Below are 21,085 nucleotides of genomic sequence, written 5' to 3'. Positions count from 1 at the left end.
TCAGCCGCCAAACTGCCGAAGGAAGGTGCGTTCGATGGCGCGCCAGATGCGCGGCCCGATCGGCGAGGGATCATGGATGAAGCGCACCCGGGCGCGCGACCCCTGCGGGAACGGCCCCAGGTCCGTCTGCGCCACCTCCAGCAGATAGTTGACTACCGGTTCCAGACTGACAGGTGTCTCAGACGAGGGATCAACCAGCAGCGCGCCGCCGCCTTTGGTGGTCAGGCCGAACGACGGCAGCGATGTCGTCACTTCAGGCGCCCGCGTCAGGATCTGCGCCTGCAGCTTCAGGTCATGACTGGGACGCGGCAAAAGTTCGATGGACCGGTTCCCGGCATCCACATAGGGTGCTTCGGTGGCCGGAATTGCGACCTGCCAACGGGTCGCACCGGGGGAAAGGATCACAGCTACGACCTCACCCTGCTGCACCAGCCGGCCAGTCAATTCGGTCTGGTTCGGCACATAGACTTTGCCTGCGGCATCCGCATGCACGATCAGACCAGCCTCGCGCTTGGTCAGATCAGCCAGTTTGGCCTCGGTATAGGCCACCTGATCCTGCCACAGCTGTCGCCCGTTCTGGTCCGACAGCGGCAAGGCGCCCAACTGGACAACCGCATCATCCCGATCCGCCTCGGCCTGCTTGCGCTGCAGCGACACAAGCGGATCGCTCAGTTCCATGACGGCCGTGCCCGGCTGCACGGTCTGACCATCCGTCACCAGAACACGCTCGACAAAACCGCGGCCCTGAACCCGCACCAGATCGCCATTCCCCGGCTCCAGCACGGCATCGGCCACGGTTACGTTGGGCAGCGGCAGGACGAACAGGATGGCAAAGATCACGCTAAGCGCGCCACCCACCTTCATGACCACCTGACCACGGATCAGATCAATCGAGGGATCCGAGGCCACGTATCGCAGGCCCTTCGCCAAGGGCATGACCACGGCGGTAAACAGGCTCCAGATCACCATGAATGTGCCGATCAACGGCATGGTCAGGGCAAGGAAGATCGAGATGAAGAACAACACCGCAATCCGGTAGACGAAGGAAATCGCAGAGTAAGAGAACAGGAACAGCCCTTCACGCGCCGCCATGACGGGTGGGCGCGCTTCTTGATCGCGCAGAAGGGTCCGGCGGACCAGATACCAGAAATACTGGTTGCTGCGTTGGCCCAGATTGGGGCTTTCGAAGAAGTCGGCGAAAACAAAATAGCCGTCAAAGCGCAGCAGCGGATTGCCATTGAACAGCAGGGTCGAAACCCCGCCGATCATCATCAGGTTGTACGCCAAGGTTCGCAGGGTGCCGGGGTCTGCGGCCAGCCAGACAAGAAAGGCAAGGGAGGCGACGGCCAGTTCAACCATGATCCCTGCCGCACTGACGACCATTCGCTGCCATTTGTTGGGAAAGAAGGTGGCCTGCGAGGCGTCGACATAGGGCACCGGGAAGAAGACCAGCATCATGACGCCGAACTCGCGCACCTCGCCGCCCCAGCGCTTCACGGCCCAACCATGCCCAAGCTCGTGCAGGGCCTTCATCAAGACGTAGGCGACCGCCAGATAGGCCAGGTTCGACGCAGTCGAAACCTGTTCAAACTTTGGCAACCGCTCGGTCCCGAAATGCAGGAAGGCTTCCGTCAGGGCGGTCAGCAGCACCAGGACCCAAACCAGACCACCCCAGATCGAAAAGACCGCGCGTCCGATCCAGCCGGTGCGCGACAGCAGGGGTTCGGGGTCAAACAGCGGAAAGCGAAGCGACAGCGGATTTTTCACATAGCTCAGAAGCGTCCGACGCTCTTCGGCGCGGGCGCGGCGGTCGATTTCCGCAAGGTTCGGCATCCGGTCTCCGATGATCAGGTCGCTGTCATGCAACTGGGCCAGAAGCTGAAGGATTTCGGTTTGCGAAGGGGGACGTTCCGGAAACAGATCGCAGAGACGCAGCCAGATTTCCTGTACGGTTCGCGTCCCATCAAGCCGCGCGAAGAACGCATAGGCAGCATCGGCAAGCCGGTGGACCTTGCCGTTCTGCGGGTCTTGCAGCACGTGCCAGGCCTCGCCACGATAAACGTGGCGCACCGCGCGGATATGGCTTTGCCGGCGAAGCCGAAGGTCCGCCACCCGGTACCAGTCCGAAGAGAGAAAGGCTGTCGCCATGTCAGAACGCCACGTTCCGCCACAGCCACAGGCGCAGCCGGTCATAGAATGGCCCGAACCACAGTTCAGCCAGCGACGCGCGACCCAGATTGATCCGGGCGATGCCCGTCATCCCCGGAACCAGTTCCTCGGGCTTCGTGACAAAGCGCGCCTCGACCTGATAGCGGGTCTGGCCGTTTTCATACCGCGCCACCGGCATGGTTTCGCGCAAGGTCAAGGCATAGGACCGTTCGGGCAGCGGCGCCACTTTCAGGGCTGCGGCCTGATCGACCTTGATCAGGTCCACCGCATCCTCGGGCACCATCAGATCAACGCGGAAATCGGTCAACGGAGCGACGACCAGCAGCGGTTGGCCCTGGTCGACAGAACCGCCGATGTTGTGGCTCAGATCACCGGAAATCACTGTGCCGTCGAAGGTGGCAACAATCTTGCTGCGGGCGATCTGCTGCTGGGTCAGGGCGATTTCGGCGTCGTTCTGGCGGATGCGCGATTCCGCCAGGGCAGCGTCAGAGCGTTTGTGTTCGGACATCGCCTTGTCCAGCTCCAGCTCGGTTTGCCCGCGCAGCGCTGTCAATCGCGTCAACTCCAGCGTGAATTCACGATCATCAAGCCGCACCAGCAGATCGCCGCGCGAAACGTGGTCTCCTTCTCGGAACGGGGCTTCGGCGATAAACCCGGCGAACGGCGCGGCAACGGTCCGGATCTCGGTGCCCTGCACGACGGCTTCCGCAACGACGGTCCGGTCACCATGGATGACCAGCAAGGCAGCCAGGATCACCAGAACCGAAAGCACGGAGACCTTGATGACGAGGTGGCTGCGGCCAAAGGTCATTTCCAGCGTCCGCTGCATAGACTTTGCGGCCCGCACGACAAGCCAGCGATCGTTTTCGCGTTTTTCCAGCAGGATCGGGGTCATCAGGCCACACAGGGCCTCGATCCGCCGCAATTCTTCAGCGCCAAAGCTGCGCCCAGTGCGTTCAAACAGGATGACACCGCGATACGCCTTGCCATCGAACAGCGGGACAGTCAGCACAAAGCGGTCCGCGACCCCGGCCACAAGATCCGCCTGCGCCGTCACGATCAGGTCGGGCGACTCCCCTTCGGGCAGCGGAAAATGGATCACGCGTTCCTGATCAAAGGCTTCCTCCATCGCTGCCTGAATCCGGCGCGACAATCCCAAAGAGCGCGAAAAGATGCCGGTGTGCGAAATCGCCTCAAGCCGAACGCGGGCGCGCTGGGTCAGGCCCAGGGCAACCCGGTCGCAGCCATAGCGATCGGCCAGATGGGTCATCAACGCCCGCGCGGCTTCCGAGAAGCGCCGGTGGGCGATGAATGCGGTCAAGGCCCGCAGCGACAACAGCGCCGACTGTTCCGCATCCGTCTCGATGCTGCGCCGCCCTGCCAGCATCGTCGCGGGGATCCAGCCCATCGCAAGCGACAGGGTTGTCATCGCCAGGTTCAGCGCATCGGGGTCGCCGATCTCTGCTTCAAGCGACAGGACCGCAGGGGCGTCGCCGGGAACCGGGATCGGAATGGCCACCGCAGTTGGCCCGGGTGCCGAAGTGGCATGCCCCGGAAGATGGCCCGCCAAGGCAGGACGCGCCCGATGAAAGGCCTCGTCTGCGGCGCGGCGTGCGGTATCCGATGGAAGCCGGCCCTGCGGCCAGACCATTTCGGGTCGTCCCTTGACCTCCAGCGCCAGTCGCAAAGGCTTCAGCCGCCCCGGCATCGCCAAGGCAGCGGACAAGGACTCCAGCACGGCAGAAAGACGCTCGTCCGACTGCAGCGCATTCGAAAGATCCCAGAAATCGGTCGAAATCTGCCGCCCGTCAGACGCGGTGTCCATCGTTCTGCTCCTTGTTCAGTGCAAACAACCAGGGGCGCAGGTCGATGCGTCGTTCGCCAAGATTGGCAAGGCGCCGGTCCCAAGTGACTTGGGACCGGCGCCTGCCCTTCAACCGGGGGTCATCCCGGGTCAGAGGCAGCCCTTCAGAGCTTGCGGCCATAGATCAGACCCTGAAGGAAAGCAATAAGGCCGACCGTCTCAACCGGATGGGTCACGTCAATGCTTGCCGAGGCTTCTTGTTCCAGCAGCAACTTGACGCCGCTGGACGCCACCGAAGCCAGCTTGACCGTGACAGCGGTCGCCTTGTTGCGGGTCTGGGTGTCGGCCACGACGACCATGGGTCCAATCCCTGCGGGCGGAGTCCACGTCGACGCGGTGCTTGAAACAGCCAGCGAGGTGGACAGACCCGATGTGGCCGATCCGCCCGCCGACATGGCGATGTAGCCGACCGTTTCCTTGCCGTGCGTCGTGACCCCTTTCTGTTCGACCTGCAACCCAACCGAGAAGCCGTTCTTGGTCACCGCTGTCGGCGAGCTGTCGGTCGGCCGCGTGTCATTGCGCGTCATCGTCGTGGTCACGACAACCGGCGGTGACGTAAAGCCGCTGGCGAAGGTTACAGCCTTTGCCGTCGTGTCGGTGTCGACGGTTCCGACCTGCATCGTGCGCCCATCCGCCAAGGTGTACGAACCCGAGGCGATGGCGACCCACTGGATCGTCTCGGTCTTGGCTCGCTTCTTGTCCTGATAGGCCCATTCGTCGATCACGAAGGTGAAGCCCGTGCTGTCATGCGCAATCACACGCAAGGTGTAGGGATCGCCGGATGTGTACGACCCCGTCAGCATCACCACCGCGTTTTCGATCGGCGACCGATAGGTGACGCGGATCGGCTGCGCCGCCTGAGTTGCCGTGACCGCTACGGTGCCAGATTGCCCGATCGCCAGATAAACGGGGGTATTCTTCACCGCATTCAGCTGAGCATCGGTGACAAGCGACGCCGTCCCCAGCTTTTGGCCCCGCAGCGCCCCAGCCTCGAACACAGCCAAGGCGACTGTATCCGGTTGCGACCGGGTCGTATCGGCGTTGAGAGAGGCTTCCTCGGCGATGAACACTGCCGCAGCCGAATTCGACTGGCTGGACAGCATCACCGTTTGCGGATCGGGGTCGTTCCGGGTCTGGCTATCGGCGACCACAACGGCGTTCGTGTACGTGCGCCCGAACGGCGTTGTTTGCGCAGAATCCGTCGCCTGGATGGTCCGAACCGTCGCGCCGCCGATGCCGAACGCGATGTAGCCCACCAATTCCTTGGACCGCGGGATCATGCTCCGCGCTTCCTCGGTTTGCAGGCGGGCATCGAAGCCGTCCGCCGTGACACTGATCGGGCTGGAATCAACCGCCGTCCCATCAAGCGACGACATGACAGAGGTCAGCACCGCCGGACCGGATGTGAACCCGGCCGAGAAGGCCACATGCCCACTGGTCTGGTCAGCCAGCATCGTGCCGGCCTCGACCATGCGGCCATCCGAAAGGCGATGCACGCCCGCCGCGACCGCAACCCAGTTCACCGTCACAGAACCGCTGCGCTTGCCGTCCTGATACTCCCACTCTTCCACCATGAAGGTGAAGCCTGTCGCGTCGCGGGAGACGACCCGCAAGGTGTAGGGATCCGAGGCGCTGACCGTCGTCCCGGTCAGGACGACAACCGCGTTCTGGATCGTCGCGCCATAGTTCACGCGCACGGCCACCCCGACTTGCGCCGGTGCAACCGTCAGCTTGCCGGAAGCCCCGATGACCGCAGTCTGCTGTGCCACAAGGGCAGAGCCTGCCGTGGTGGCAGCGGCCATCTGGTCTGCCGTGACCATCGCGGCAGTGCCGGTCTTGGTTCCGCGCATCAATCCGGCTGCGACGGCCGCAAAGCCGATCGTATCCAGAGGTGTGCGTTTGCGGTCGGCATTCAGCGATGTCTCTTCGCTGATGAACAGGTTCACCGCTTTGGTCGTGACCGACCAGATCATGGTCGACTGCGGATCCGGATCCTTGCGGGTCTGGGTATCCGCGACCACCACCGGAGCACCGACTGGCGTGTCGAAGGCCACGCTCATGCCGAAGTGGCTGGCGGTTGTCAGGAACTCCACGTTCTTTGCCGCGCCGAAGGCAATGTAGCCCACCAACTCCTGCGACCGATCAAAGGCAGCACGGGCTTCCTCGGATTGCAGCCGCGCTTCAAAGCCGGTTGAGGTTACGCTGATCGGGCTGGAGTCGACAGCCGTCGGATCGATGGCCGACATGACCGAAGTCACCACCGCCGGCGCATCTGTGAAGGCTGTCGAGAACTTGACCGAACCGGCAGATTCATCCGCAAGCATAGTCCCGGCTTCGATGACCCGGCCATCCGCCATGGTGTAAACACCGGCCGCCATGGCAAGCCAGTTCACCGTGACAGCCGCTGTCCGCGTCCCGTCCTGATACTCCCATTCCTTGACCATGAACGTAAACCCGGTCGCATCACGCGACAGGACGCGCAGGGTATAGGGATCGTCGCTCGGGGCTGCGGTCCCGGTCAGGACAACCACCGCATTGTCAATCCGGCTGCCGAAATCGACACGGATCGCCGTGCCAACCGCGCCTGCCGCCACGGTGATCGCCCCGGCAGAGCCGACAACCGGTGCGTCGGTCGGGCTGCCTGCCCCAAGCTGGTCAAGCACGGATTTGGGCACATAGGCAGCGTCGCTCTTGCGGACGCCACTGACCGTACCGGCATCCAGCCCGATGATCCCAAGGTCTTCCTTCTTGTGGGACGTGTCGAGTGAGGTCGACTGATCCTCTTCCAGGAACAGCTGCACCTGGGTACCCGACGCGCCGGCAATCTTGACGATGGCCGCGTCGGTTTCCTTGGACGACTGCTCTTCGGCAAGGACCACCAGGTTCGAGAAGGTACCCGCAACCGTGAAGTTGCGTTTGGTCGAGTCGACACCATCCGCGATCCGCGTCACCCCAGCGCCCGGGGCGATGGCAATGTAGCCGACCAACTCGGTGCCAGCCTGACCGGCCCGGGCCTTTTCGGTTTCCAAAAGCACGTTCGCACCGGTCGCACTGACCGAGGTGATACGGCTGTTCACGGCCTCCTTGCGGAAGTTGGACATGACCGAGGTCATCAGAACCGGCGTGCTGGCGAACTTCGCCGTGAAGGCAAGATCTGCCCCCTTGGCAGTGGTCACCATGGTGCCTGCTTCCAGAACACGCCCATCGGCCAACTGGTAGACACCGGCCTGCACAGCCATCCAGTTGATCGTCTCGGTGTTGGCGCGCTTGTTGTCCTGATACTCCCACTCTTCCAGAATGACAGAGAAGCCTGTGGTGTCACGGTCAACGATCCGCAAGGTGTAGGGATCGCCATTCGATTGCGTTCCCGTCAGTGCGACAACCGCATTGTTGATCGTCGCCCCGAATTCAACCCGCACAGCCTTGCCGACATCGGCCGGTGTGATGGTGAACTTCCCGGACATGCCGATGGCCGTGATGTTGGGATCAACCGTCCCGCCGCCACTGCCGCCCGTGGATCCGCCGCCACCCGAAACCGGCACGCTGCCGTAGAACCAGGTTGCGCCGGTGTTGTCGACGTAGAAGTAGCCCGTGCCGGCGGTCGACGTGGTCGCAATGTCAGTGACACCGCTTGCGCCAGTGCTGACAGGCCGCTTGCTCGGCGTCGTCGAGGTGAAGGCGCCAGTGGCCGCGCTGTAAAGATAAAGCGGTCCCGTGGCATTCGAGCTGACGTTCTTGGCTGCCGAAGGTGCTACGGCTGTTGCCGCGGCATCGAAGCCAACCGCGCTGATCTGCGGTCCGCTGCGCTCGATCACGTTCACAAGTTGCGTCAGGTCCACCTTGCGGTTGGTGACGACGGTGCTTTGTCCGCTGCCGTTGACACCCGGCCGTCCGGCCGACTGATCGCCATAGGTCCGGTCTGCCACTTGCGTGGCCACCACATAGTCACCCTTGGACGCGCTGAACAGGCGCGAGATCGCCAGCGGATCGGGTTCGGTCTCGGCAATCTCGATCGCGCGCTTGATGATCGCCTGCGCGACACCCGTGACCGTACCCAGCGTTGCGAACTGGTTGCCGTTGACAATCTTCCAGATGTCGCCGTTGCCCGACAGCAGGGCAGAGCCCGCCACCGGTGCCGTCTTCAGATCGGCATTGCCCGACAGAAGGATATCAGCCCCCGCCAGACGCGCCGCCGCCTTGGCCGAAGCCGAAGCCGCGATTTGTGCGCCGAAGGTTCTGGAGCTGCCGCCGATCAGATCGGACGCACCTGCGCTGCCGATCAGAACGTCATCGCCCGCGCCGCCTTCGAGGTAATCGGCACCCGGTGCCGTGGGCAGCCCGCCGACGCCAGTCCGCACGATCACCACATCGCCTGCGCCGCCGTCTGCCGCAGCAGCCGAGGCGAAGAGCCATTCCTTGCCCGCCTCGACCGAACGCTGCATGAGGGACTGCGCCCCCTTGGTCGTGGCAGACCGCACCGCTGTCCACGCGGTGGATTTGGTGGCGAGCAGATAGTCATAGGCCGCGCTTCCGGTCAGGACCGAAGGATTGGCGCCGATCCGGGTGTCCAACGCTCCGCCTGCGGCGAAGACCAAAGATTGGTCGCCCAGCAGAAGATCGTTGCCCTCGCCGCCGAACAGCATGTCGCTGCCCGCGCCGCCTGCCACGATATTCGCACCATAGCGTCCCGCCGTCGCTTGCGGGTCGGCATAGGACACGATGCGCCGCGCCAGACGCCCGGTCGGATCTGCAGCCGCCGAACCACCCGCGTCGTGCAGACGTGCGTCAAAGCCCGTGGCGCTGATCTGGATCAGGCCATGAGCCGCCAGAACCACGTCATCGCCTGCCCCGGCGTCGATCACGTTGTTGCCGTCGGGCAAAGCCAGGGCCGAAGCGTCCTGACGGGCCACATCGACAAAATCGCCGCCGACGATGTCATCCGCTCCGGCTCCACCGAAGATGGTGTCGGACCCCTGACCGCCGATCAGCAGGTCACGCCCGCCGCCGCCGGTCATCTGGTCGCCGCCGCCCATGCTGTCATCCGACGCCGAGGCGAGGATCACAAGGCTGCCGCCCTCTTTGGGCAAGGTCAGACCTGCGGCGATATGTGCCGCAAGACCCGACAGGATGCCGTTGTCGCCGAAGGCGATGTTGTCGCCCTCGCCTGTCGTGATGACATCCGCACCGCCACCGCCCAGGATCACATCGCGGCCTGCGCCGCCGGTGATCGTGTCCGCTCCGGACCGGGTGGACCACAGGGATTCCACGCGGTCAGCACCTGTTGCCGCAAAGGTCACATCGCCATCGTCGCCCAGCAGGATATTGATCCCGCCCGCCGCCGAGATGAGGTCGGCACCGTCGCCACCAATGACCACCCCGCCCGCACTGGCCAGCGTGATGGTGTCCGCAGCACCGCCCGCAGCGCCGTCCGAAACGGCCCGCAGCACGCGGCCCGCAACCGACAAGGTCACGGTCCCGGTATCACCCAGGATGACCTGCGCGCCAGCCGCCGTCACCGTGTCAGCCCCGCCACCGGCAAGGATGATCGCAGCGGTATTGACCGCCGAGATGATGTCCGCGCCGCCCGTTCCGGTGGAGGCGAGGCTCAGCGGATGCACTCCGGCGACGCCGAAGGAATCCGACACAAGGTTGTCGCCCACAAGGATTTGGGTGCCTGTGCCACCGGTGACCCGGTCATTGCCCGTGCTGGGCGCGGCATCAATCCGCACGCGCGCGGTCGCCCGGTCCAGCAGTAGTGTGGCGTCACCGACCAGAATGGTCGAACCCGTTCCGCCTTGCAGGGTATCAGCCCCTTCGCCGCCCAGGGCGACAAGGGTACCGGCACCGCCAAGGATCGAGTCGTTTCCGGCACCGCCGTCCACAAGGACCACACCCGAAGACTGCTTGGACAGATCGATCGTGTCCGCGCCAACCGGCTTGGTCGCGCCATAGGCCGCCTCGCCGCGTTCCCCATCGCCGTACAGAACCAGCGCCTGCAGCCCCAGCACGGATTGCGCCGTGATGGAGTCATCGCCGCCACCGGCCTGCAGAACAACCAGTTCCGTCGCCGTGGCATTGTCCGAGGTCTGCGCCAGATTGCCGAAGGCGAAGCTGTCTTTGCCAGCCCCCAGCAGAACTTCGGTCACTTCCATCGCCGTGGCCCAGATGCCTTTGGCTTGGGTCAGCGGGCCGGACGCCGTCTGGATCGTCACCCCGTTGTCGGGCTGATCCAGTCCGGTGATCAGCTGGAAGGTCCGCCCGCCGTCGGTGACGGTGTTCAACGCCCCACTTTGGGCGTTGCCCGCATCCGAACGCAAGGTCAACCGGTCAAGCGCCGTGCTGTCGTCGCCGACCGAGACGGTCACGCCATGTGCAACCGTCTCGTCCGCCATGGTCATCGGGCGGCCGAAAGCGTCGGCCGTCTGGCCCGCGCCGTCAAAGCGCAGCGCTCCGGCGATCGTGGTCAGTTTGCGCGGCCCATCAATGGAAAGCGCCGTCACAGCCAGCGTGGTCACCGCGGCTGGGCCACGGTTCGCGGCAAGCCATGCCACGCTGTCGGTCGCTTCCACCGTCACAGCCGCCGGTGCATCCGCCGCAGAGGCCCGCAGACCCGTCACGGCAGCACCCACCGACAGAGAATCCGAGCCGAGACCGCCAAGGATTTCCGTGTAGGTGTTGGCCAAATTCGCGTTGACGTTGACCGTATCGTCGCCCGCACCCGCATCAAGACGGATGATTTCGGTGGTCCCCGACAGGGCAATGCTGCGGCCTGCGCCCCGGATCAACGCGGCTTCAACCAGATAAGTATCCGCCCCGTCGGTGCCCCGCACGGTCAGTGAGTCGCTTCCGATCCCCCCGGCCAAGGACAGCGTGCCATTCATCAGCGCGCCCGAGCCATCCGCGGCCGCAAAGCTGCGCACGGTGACCGAGTCATTGCCGGCACCCGCCTCGATCTTGAGGTCGCCCATGTTGGAGTTGACCTCGACACGGTCATCTCCGTCACCCGCGCTCAAGAGCGTGGTATGGGACACGCCGTCAGACAACCAGCCGCCCGAAACGGACCGCGTCGTCACGCCCGAAACGGTAGCGCCGTTCTGCGCCAGGCTCACGGCCGGCTTCTCGGCATAGACTTGACCCACTCGGACGTAGTCGTTGCCCGTGCCGGTGTCGACCATGGTCGCCGTCGAGGTATCGTCCAGCGCCACGAAGTCCGCACCGCCGAAGCTGCGCAGCCACAGACCCTCCTGCGCGGAATCGTACAGGATGCGTTCCTGTCCGGCCGGCAGAGTGCCGCCGTCCATCTGGGCAAAGGTGCCATGGCGCAGGGCCACCGCGCCATCGCGAACCAGGAACAGGTCCGGGTCGTCCGTGCCGCGAATGTCCAGCGTATCAGCGGCGGACTTGCCGGTGCCGCTGTCGCGCACGGCGATGTCATAGTTGATGCCGGCTCCGGACAGGCTGCCGAAGGTCTGGATCATGACGTTGTCGGCACCGTCGCCGCCATCAATCGTCAGGCTGTCGCCCGATCTCTGGCTGGGCAGGCGAATGATGTCGATCGTATCGGCGCCACGTCCGCCCAAGATGCTGGCCGCGCCATGCAGCGCTGCCAGATCGGTCAGCACCAACAGGTCGTCGCCATCCCCCAGATCGAAGATGACATGCGCTCCGGTCAGGGTTGCCCCCTGCACGCCGATCTTGTCCGCCCCTGCGCCAAGGCTCAGGGTCAGGTCACCGGCTGCGGTCAGTGTGGTGTTCACGATGGAAACCGCATCGTCGCCGCCACCCAGGTTCAGCGTGATGCCGCCGGCGCTGGTGATGGTGGTGTTTGTCAGCCCGACATCGTCGGCAGAATCGCCCATATCGATGAACAGACCGCCCTTGCCCGCTGTCAGGTTGGCTCCGGTCAGGTTGAAGGCCGTGCCGCCGGTTCCCTTGTTGGACAGGTGCAATGCGCCGCCAGCCGTGACCGCACCGCCAAGCGAAACCTCGTCGGCAATGCCGTCGAAGTCACCCATGTTGATGCTGACGTCGCCCTTGGCAACAAAGCCTGCGCCGGTCGCCAGTCTGATGGCGTCGCCGCCCCCATCCATCGTGATGGTCAGATCGCCGCCCGCCGTCACGATGGCCTTGGAGTCGATGACGTCCCAGCCGTCGCCAGTGTCGATCGTGATGTCGCCGTTGGTGGTAACCGCCTTGGCGATGCTGGCGGTGAAGCCGCCATTGCCGGTGTTGGTGATCTTCAGGTCGCCGCCGGAACGGACGGTGTCCGACAGGATCAGCTGTGCCCCGTTGGCATCGACCAGACCATAGTCGAACAGCATGTTGCCGCCAATCGACCGCACCGCCTTGACGAAGGTCGCAACATCGACGCCGCCGCCGGTGGAGACGCTCAGGTCGGTCCCCGCCGTTACGGTGTCGTTGAAGGTCAGCGTATCATCACCGCTGCCGGTGCTGGCAAGGATATATGTTGCGGCAACAAGCTTGCCGTCCAGCGTCATCGCAGCCGCATTGATGCCAGACTTCACCAGGCTGATCGAAGTACCAGCCGTCAGGTCGCCTGTCACATGCAGAAGATCCTGTCCGGCAGAACTTCCGGTCAGCGAAGAGGCCGGACCGGTGCCAAGGTCGATCAGGGCCAGGCCGCCCGTGGTCAGATTGCCATCGAACAGGACGGAATCCGCCCCGCCCGAGGTGTAGATATTCAGATCGGTCCCAATCAAGACATCGCCCGTGAAGGACAGTTTGTCATCGCCGGTCCCGGTGCTGATCGTGGCCGAGGTTCCCGTCGTCACCACACCCTTGGCGGTTATGGAGACCGGGGTCTTGCCGGTTGCCGTGATCAGAAGGCTGGTGCCGGTCGTGATCGGCCCATCGGTCACTTCAAAGACTTGCGGCAGGCTCAGATCGCGTTCGTTGCCGATATCCAGGTCAACTTCGATCCAACCCTTGGTCGCTTCGATCCCTTTGCCGACCGTGAACTTGTCGGTCTCGATCCCGCTTTGCGCCAGAAGGTTGCGCCCTGCAGTCAGGGTTTGAACGAAGGTGTAAAGGTCACGCCCGTCCTCGGAATGGATCGAGATGTCGCGTCCTGCACTGACGGCACCGGTTGCCAGCAACAGGAAGTCGCCCTGCGCGTTGGAAGACACGACAAGGTCGGTCCCTGCGGTGACAACAGCCTTCTTGTCGAAGACCACTTCTTGCGGCGGAGCGTCCTTGGGGGCGAAGGGGCCACGATCGGTGGCCGGGCTGTCGCCCATCAGGAACGCAATCGAGCCGCTCTTGGTGGTCACGTCCGCAGTGGTGACAAAACGGTCAAGCCCGCGGTCCATCCGGACCATGATGTTCCGCTCGACTTGCGTCACACCCACCGTGTTCCAGACGTCTGCACCACCGCCGGTCCAGACCAGCATGTCGCGGCCAGCCACAACCGTACCCTTGCCGGACAAGTCCGCCGTCAGATAGCCGGTGTTGTCCGAGAAGTTGTCGACGGCCAGCCATGCGCCCTTGTTGGTGTAGATCGAGGTGTCGCTCAGGTCGACGGTGGCGGCAGAGAACCCGATGTACTTGTAGATCAACGCCCCGGAGGTGCTTTGCACGGTCACCGTGTCATTCTTGACGACCTTTTGGGAGAAGGACGTGCCCACGTCGACGCTGTAAGTCGTCTCAGGCAGCTTGAAGACGCGAAGGTCGCGCTTGGCGTTCAACGAGCCAACCAGCGTGAAGCGGTCAATGGCGTCGGCATCGTTGCCGAAGTCGAAGGTGATGTCACCATAGGTGGCACTGGAGGTCGTGGTCGAATCCGTGCCGCCAACCGACTTAACCGTGCCGGTGATCGCCAGCTTGTCGTTGTTTGCCCCAAGGCTCAACAGAACGTTATCGGCCTGCAGGTTGCCGTTGATCGTCATCACGTCCGCACCAGCATCAGTACGGAAGGTCAGATTGTCACCGGCAGAGGCATCGGCGTTCAGAGTGATGTCCGCTCCGACCGTGCCCGATGCATTGAGCAGCAGATGGGTCCCCGCCGTCATGCCTCCAGAGGTCATGTTGAGGATCTGGCGGTTCGGTGCCGGTGTCGCACCGGTTTCGTCGCCCAGCATCAGGTCCACGGTCAACGTGCCATTCGTCGTGCCAAGGGCACCTCCGAAGATCAGGCTGTCCGTTCCGCCGCCGGCCTCGATTGCCAGATTGCGAACCGCGGTGATTTGCGCGGTCGTGGTCATCTGGTCAGCCCCTTGATCCGTCTGGATCAAGGCATCCCGGCCCGCGTCGATGGCACCGCCGATGGTCAGCACATCCGCGCCGCCGCCGGTCCGCACCAGCACGTCGCGTCCGCTCTTGATCGCGCCTCCGCTGGTGGTGGTCAGCGTCAGGAAGCCGGTCTGCGTTGCAGAGTTTGTCTGCACTTTCCACAGGCTGGTGTCGCTGTAATCGGTCCCGGCAAGGTCGATCGTCGCGACGTTGCTGCCTTGGTAGACATAGATGGCAACGCTGCCATCACGCTCGACCGTCACCCGATCGCCGACGTTGACCACTTCCTTGTGGTTCGGATTGATCGCCGAGACCGGGAAGGTTCCTTTCGGCACCGCGATGATGCCGACCGTTTCGCCAGGGTGGAAGCCGTCAGGCTGGTCTTCTTCGAAGGCCAGCGAGACCGAGGTGGCGCCAAGCGCGGTGATGACGGTGCGCCCGGCATCGGTTTCGTTCAGTGTCTGACGATCCGCCAGAACCACGGCATTTCCAAGAAGCTGGCCATAGGCAAAGCTCTTGGCGGCCGGGGTCAGGGCACCATCGAACAGCAGGACCGAACCCGTCGCGGCATCGGTTCCCGCCGAGATGGCGATATAGCCCAGAGTATCCGTTGCCACGATTTGGTTGCCGGCATCCGCCTCTTTCAGGCGCACCGACATGCCATCCGGCGTGACGGCGAAGGCGTCCGAGTCCACGGTTTCCGACCCGCTTGCCGGGGCAGACATGACCGAGGTCAGCACGACCGGCACTTGCGTGAAACCAGAGGTGAAGTTGACCGTCTGCCAAGTCTGGTTGGCTTGGCGCCGACCTGCCTCGATCAGGCGACCGCCGGGCAGCAGGTGCACCCCTGCCGTTACCGCCATCCAGTCCACCGAGATCGGCTGATTGAGATGGGTGACCTGACCTTGCCAGTATTCCACCCGGAAGGTGAACCCGGTCGAGTCGTAGGACACGATGCGCAGGGTATAGGGCACATTCGCCTTGGTCCCTGTCAGGGCAACAACCGGATCCTCAACCGGGGCCGTGAAGTTCACCCGGATATCGCCATTGGCCATCTGGGTCGTCACGTTCAACTGCCCGGCTTCGCCAACCGGCACTTCCAGCGGGTCGGTGTCCTTGTCGATCCCGATCACGACGGAATGTTCCGTGGTGGGCAGCTTGGTGATCACGACGTCCCGCGCCGCAGTCACCTTGCCACCGAGAGAGATCGTGTCATGGGCATCCGTGTCATTGCCCATGTCGATGCGCACGTCACCGCCAACCCGGTCCTTGGCAACACCCTGATAGACGCCGATGGCAGTCAGGCTTCCCAAGGTGGTCAGCGTGTCATTTCCGGTCCCGGTGGAAATCACGATGTGATCCGCAGACAGGCTCGCTTTGATCGTCACGACGTCGTCGCCGCCCTTGGTGTTCAGAACGAAGTCGTTCATCACACCGGCTTCCGGCCGTTTGCCGAAATTGAAGGTGGCGGTCGTGTCGAACAGCACGGTATCCGCCCGGTCGCTGGTCTCCATATAGACCTTGCCGGCACCCGAAATCAGGTTGCCCGCGATCGTGATGTCGCCGCCATCCGGATCCACATCGTTGCCGATGTCGGTGTAGAACATCAGACCAGTCTGGCCCTCGACAGTGGCGCCTGCCTGAATGGTCAGGTTGTCGCCTGCCAGCAGGATGACAGCGCCGGTCGTCGACTTGACCGTCACACCGTTCAGAACGGTGATGTTGTCACGATCCTGCGCCGCGCTGTCGGTCGCCGTGTAGAGGATGTTCCCCGAGGCGATGACGTCAGAGGCAATGGTGATGGGGCTCTTGGCGGTCAGATGGATCAGGCCGCCAGCTTTCATGGCCGTGCCAACATCTCCGGCAAGGCCATAGAACTGTTGAACGGCCAGATTGCCATAGTTGACCAGATAGGTGTCGCCTTGGGTGGATTCGCCCTGCAGGGTTCCGATCCTGGTCTGGATCGGATTGTCGATCTCGCCGATGTCGCGCGATGCGGACAGGAAAGCCATGCCGCCCGTCACGTTCGAGGTCCCAACCGGGGCCGCATTGAAGATCGAGCCGTCAATCGCCGTCACGAAAGCCGCGCGGCCCTCGCCCGGAGTTGTGACATCGGCTTCCGAAATGCCCACGTTGGCGTTGTTGCGCTTCGCCGCCACAGCCAAGGCCACGCCGCCAACTTTCGCCGTTACGTTCAAGACGCCGGTCGTGTCGGTCGCCGACGCAACCACCTGCGCGATGAACGCCGGCGTTGCATTGATCATGGCAACCAGTTTGGCCACGATCGCGTTCAGGGTTCCGGCAGAGTTGCCGGCGCCAAGGATATCCCCGGCCACGACGTCGTAGAAGGCCTGATCCGCCCCCACCGAAATCGCGATATGGTCGCCCGCCGCGTAGGTGCCTGACAGGGTAACTGCGCTGACCTGCTTGACCGGATCGGTCGTGCCGATGGTGTTGACCCGGATATCGCCATGCGTTTCGATCACATAGGTGTCCATCGCCGACCATGTGGTCAGCACACCGTCCGCCCCATGCGACATGTCGATGTCAAGATCGTTGCCCGCCTGACCGATGTATCCGGCCAGCGCAGTCAGCGTGATCGAGTTCGCCGTGATGTCGGTCTTGGGCAGCGACGGGGTCGTTGTGTCATCCGCGCTGGTCGGATCGGACGGCGTGGCAATGTCCACACCGTCGCGGATGCTGAGGTCGGCCACCAGCGTGACGTCACCGCCCGCATAGACGTTGCGCAGCACCATGTCGCCGTTCTTCTCGGTGACGAAGATATCGTCGCCAAGATTGCTGCCCGCCGTCAAGGTCACCCAGCCCGAGCCCGCCTTCGAGCCGTCGCCACGCGCTTCGATCTCGAACGGATTGTCGGCGCTGCCGATGTCGGCAGTCGACCACAGACGGATGTCGTTGGCCTCGATCTTCACATAGTCGGTGTTCGAGGAGTCTATGATCGACGCATGCGACCCGATGGCCTTGAAGTCGACGTTGCCCGTCTTGGAGTAGATCGTGCTGATCCGCGCGTCGCCATGCGTCTCGCCCAGCCAGATATCCCCGTTTGCACGGGCCGTCATGTCGTCGGTGCCGCTCAGGATATCGTACCACAGGCGGGATGCGCCGGTGCCGATGTCGCCCTGCGAAGCTTCGAAGACGATGCTGTTCTGCGCGACCAGATTTTCGGCCGTACCGCTCAGCAAGTTGACCAGGCTGTCACCCGACTTGATCCGGGCAGAAGCACCCGCAGTGATCGAGCCCAGCTTGATCGTGGATTCGGAACTGATGAAGACGTCACCGCCCGCAGTGCCCGAAACCCGGCCATCAACGGTCACGTTGAAGTCATCGCGCAGCTGAACCTGGATCCATGCCAGTTTGACAACCTGACGCAGATTGATGGCAATCGAGGTTTCCGCATGCAGCGTCTCGGCAAATTCGACCCAGGTTCCATCGGCCGCGATGGCCGTGATGTGGTACGGCGTATCCGAGGTGTTGACGTTGGTCGACGGACGTTTGCTGTCCGTGGTGATGCCCACCGCAGTTCCCGAGAAGTTGGTCAGGATGATGGAATCGCCCACGTTGAAGCCGGTGAACTTCGCACCACCGACAAAGCTGACGCGATTGAGCTTGGACGGATCGACGGTCACCATCGCGCTGGCGTCGTTGCCCATCGGGTTCAACGCCACCGCCGAAAGGAAGACAGAGACGTTGAAATCAAGGCTCGACACTTTGCGGTCGGCAGTCGTGAAGATGATCTCGTTGGCGCTCGCCGATTGAACGATGAAGAACTGCTTTTCGGTCGCGTTGGCGGTGTTGCCTTCGATCTGCAGCACGTCGCCGGCTTTGAAGACCGTGTTGAAGGCGGTTCCCGTGGTCCCGCTGCGTCGAACAATCTTGTTGCCGGTGATCTTGAAGTCCACCGTGGCCGCGATGCGGTCAGTGGTCAGGAAGTTGACGTCGCGCCGTTCGGCAGCCGCAAGCAGCAGACGATCCGGCCCGGACAGGGTCTGGTTGAGGTCGATCAGTTCCTGACCGGCGGTGACGCCGACATTGCCCTTGGCGTGGAAGAAGAAGGCGCCGGCAATGACGTTGGCATCTTCGATGGCCGTGTTGGTGTCGGTCACCGGCTTCAGAAGGCCCGCGCCAAACCCGTAGACCAGTTCATCCGAGGACCAGACCTTGATGGAGCCTTCAACCGTTTTGGTTTCGTCCGCGGTCAGTGGCACAACGTATCCGGTGTTGGCCGAAGCGATGGCGCGCGATGTGACAGCGCTGGCGCCCGTCGATGCCGTGACGCTGCTTTCGGTCGCCGCCGTCCCGATCTCGTCCTTGGTGAAGGCCAGAGACCAGGTTCCGTCCGCATAGACATCCGTCGTCTTGGTGACGCCGTTCCACACGACGGTCACGGTCGCGCTTTGCGTGCCAGTCCCGGCCAGTGTGGCATAGGTGCTGTCGGCAAATTGCGATGCCAGCGTGCGGAACTGCTTGGAACGCGAGTTGACCAGCGTGCTGACCGACAGGTTCGATGTCGCGATGGCGGTATCAAGCGCCGTCGGCTCTGCCCGAACCAGGCTGGCCGTGGCATCCGTCGAAGTCAGTGCGCTTTCAGTATAGGACTGCAACAGCGTCACGGTATCAGCCGCCGCCAGCAGCAGCTTGTGGGTACCGTCGTCCGCCATGACAGTGTCAAGGTACAGCGACGAGGCGAAGTCGCCATTCATCTCGCCACGGGTGGCGGACTTGAGGGTGCCGCCGTCCACGGTCGGCGCGGTGGTGTCATCAAGCGTGCCGACCTCGTCCTGGGTGAACGCGGCCGACCAGCGGCCATTGATGTCCGCCGTAACGCTGCGGACCGCCGTGCCCCATGTCACCGAGACCGAAGCCCCGGCTGCCGCAGTTCCGGCAACGGCGCCGTAGGTGGCCAGGCCGAAGACACCGTCAAGCAGACGGAATTCGGCCGTTGCACGGGATCGGTAGGCCGCCAGCAGGGCCTGTGCCACGCGGTCGACTTCGGCATCGGTCGTGCCGTTGAGGTGCGAGACGATCGTCGCCCCCGCCCCGACCGTGGGCGCCGCGGCGGCGTCAACCGGGGTCATCTCGGTTTTCGTGAACGACGCGGTCCAGTGCCCAGAGGCATCGGCCTTCACAGAATGCACAGTGGCGCCCCATGTGACGTCAACCGTGGTTCCCGCCGTGGCGTTGCCTTTGACCAGACCCCAGTTCGGGTCAAGGTTCTTCAGCACTTCCGCACGATAGCCCGACAGAAGTTCCGTCTCACGGTCCGCCGTGAAGACGATGTCAGAGGTTCCGGCCAGGACAGCCGCAAGACCGCCCGCCTGTTCCTGCACTGCACGCGTGGCCCAATAGGTCTGATAGGCCGCTTCCTGCGTCGCGCGCCAGTTCCAATAGGCGGTGTAGTCCCGCGTCTTCGACGCGCGCAATTGGGTCTTGGCGTCCTCGACCTTGGCATTGCCGCCGGTTCCGGCGGTCAACTGCATGTCGGTCCAAACGGTCCCCATCAGTTCGGAAACCGCGCGGGTGTCCACGACCTGCTTGCCGTTGCCGTCGATCAGGCTGCCGTTGTCGACATTGATCGACACCATCTGGCCTGCCGCATCAATCAGATTGACGCGCAAGTCATCGGTCCGGGACGCGATTCCGTCGTCGATTTCGCGCAGATAGACATCGCCGCCAGCCTGGACGTTCAGCTTGTCGTCCGAGGTGATCCCCGTGTTGATCCGGATATCTGCATCCGCAGCCGAACCGCCGATGCCGCCCTTGGCGCTGTTGAGCGTGATCGAACCGCCGGTGACCAGCTCCAGCCCGCCATTGGCCCGCACGATCCCGTCATCACCCGCAAGGGCGACCAAAGTCTTGTCCCCCGTGCTTGTGACCGTGCCGACCCGCAACAGGCCAACATATTGGCGCACATTGATCGCGCCGCCAGCCGTTGCATCGACCCGGAAGTAGTTGCCGCCCGCCCCATCGGCAAGCGTGCCGCTGTTGGGATCCGAAGGCGTGCTGATCGTGATCGGAAGCGCCACGGTGTCCGTGCCGATATTGCCACCCGCCGTGATGGTGATCTGGCGGGCCATGATATTGGCCTTGGGCTGACCACTGCCCGAGGGCGAGTTCGGATCGGTTGCAGCCTTGGCCGTGATGTTGCCCAGCGACCTGAGGGTGACTTCCCCCAGCGTGTTGGTCAGACGGCCGTCGATGATCAGATCCGCCTGACCGGCGTTGATGTCGATCTTGCCCTGCGTGTTGTACAGGAAGTCGATGTCGATCGCATAGTCGGCCCGCACCGTGTGGGTGTGGGTGATGAAGTGCCCGACGTTGCGGTTGTACTGATAGGTGTAGGTTTTCTTGCCGTACCAGCTGGAGCGGACGTTGTAGTAGGTCTGCTTCCAATCCGTCGCGCTGGTGATGACGTCATCACGCGTATAGGTGTAGGCCGGTCCATTCGGAGACGACACGTAGAAGTAGTTCGAGTTCGGCACCAAAGCTGCCGAAAGCGTCTGGGTCGCGGGCGGAACCGGAATGCCCCTCGATCCGAGGTTGAACAGACCAAGCCAGCTCGATTCCTCCCAACGCGCGGTTTCGCGCGTCCGGGATTCTTCACCGATCGCCCAACCATAACGCAGACCGGCCTGCGGCGTGTAATCCGGAATGGCGTTGATCGAGGCCAAGGTCGTGGCGACATAGCCACCGCCAGACAGGCGTTCGGTCTCTTGCTTGACGGTTCCGTCCGCATTCACCGTGTACAGCAACGCAAGGTTCTGCTGCTTGTCGGCGATCTTGATC

General features: G+C 63.4%; 3 protein-coding genes (1 of these 3 running past the window's edge). All 3 read right to left on the bottom strand.

Going from position 1 to position 21,085, the window contains the following annotated elements:
• Window positions 1-2,148: a PqqD family peptide modification chaperone gene (locus tag AC1Y2B_RS02270; RefSeq protein WP_482251428.1), complete on the bottom strand. Its 2,148-nt coding sequence runs from the start codon at window positions 2,146-2,148 to the stop codon at window positions 1-3.
• A gap of 1 nt (window position 2,149) precedes the next feature.
• Window positions 2,150-3,994 carry a hypothetical protein gene (locus tag AC1Y2B_RS02265; protein ID WP_482251427.1) on the bottom strand — a complete coding sequence of 615 codons (1,845 nt, stop codon included), beginning with the start codon at window positions 3,992-3,994 and terminating at the stop codon, window positions 2,150-2,152.
• Window positions 3,995-4,137: 143 nt separating this feature from the next.
• Window positions 4,138-21,085, bottom strand: partial view of an LEPR-XLL domain-containing protein gene (locus tag AC1Y2B_RS02260; protein WP_482251448.1) — the end only. 23,519 nt of this gene lie beyond the right edge of the window; only the last 16,948 of its 40,467 coding nucleotides appear in the window; the start codon falls outside the window, past its right edge; the stop codon is at window positions 4,138-4,140.

The organism is Stagnihabitans sp., from assembly GCF_964946895.1.
The sequence above is the reverse complement of the archived record's forward strand: the minus strand, read 5'-3'. Positions and strand labels throughout refer to the sequence as shown.

Excerpts from the sequence above, each read along its gene's own strand:
- AC1Y2B_RS02270 (WP_482251428.1), bottom strand. The coding sequence starts at position 2,148 with ATGGCGACAGCCTTTCTCTCTTCGGACTGGTACCGGGTGGCGGACCTT.
- AC1Y2B_RS02265 (WP_482251427.1), bottom strand. The coding sequence starts at position 3,994 with ATGGACACCGCGTCTGACGGGCGGCAGATTTCGACCGATTTCTGGGAT.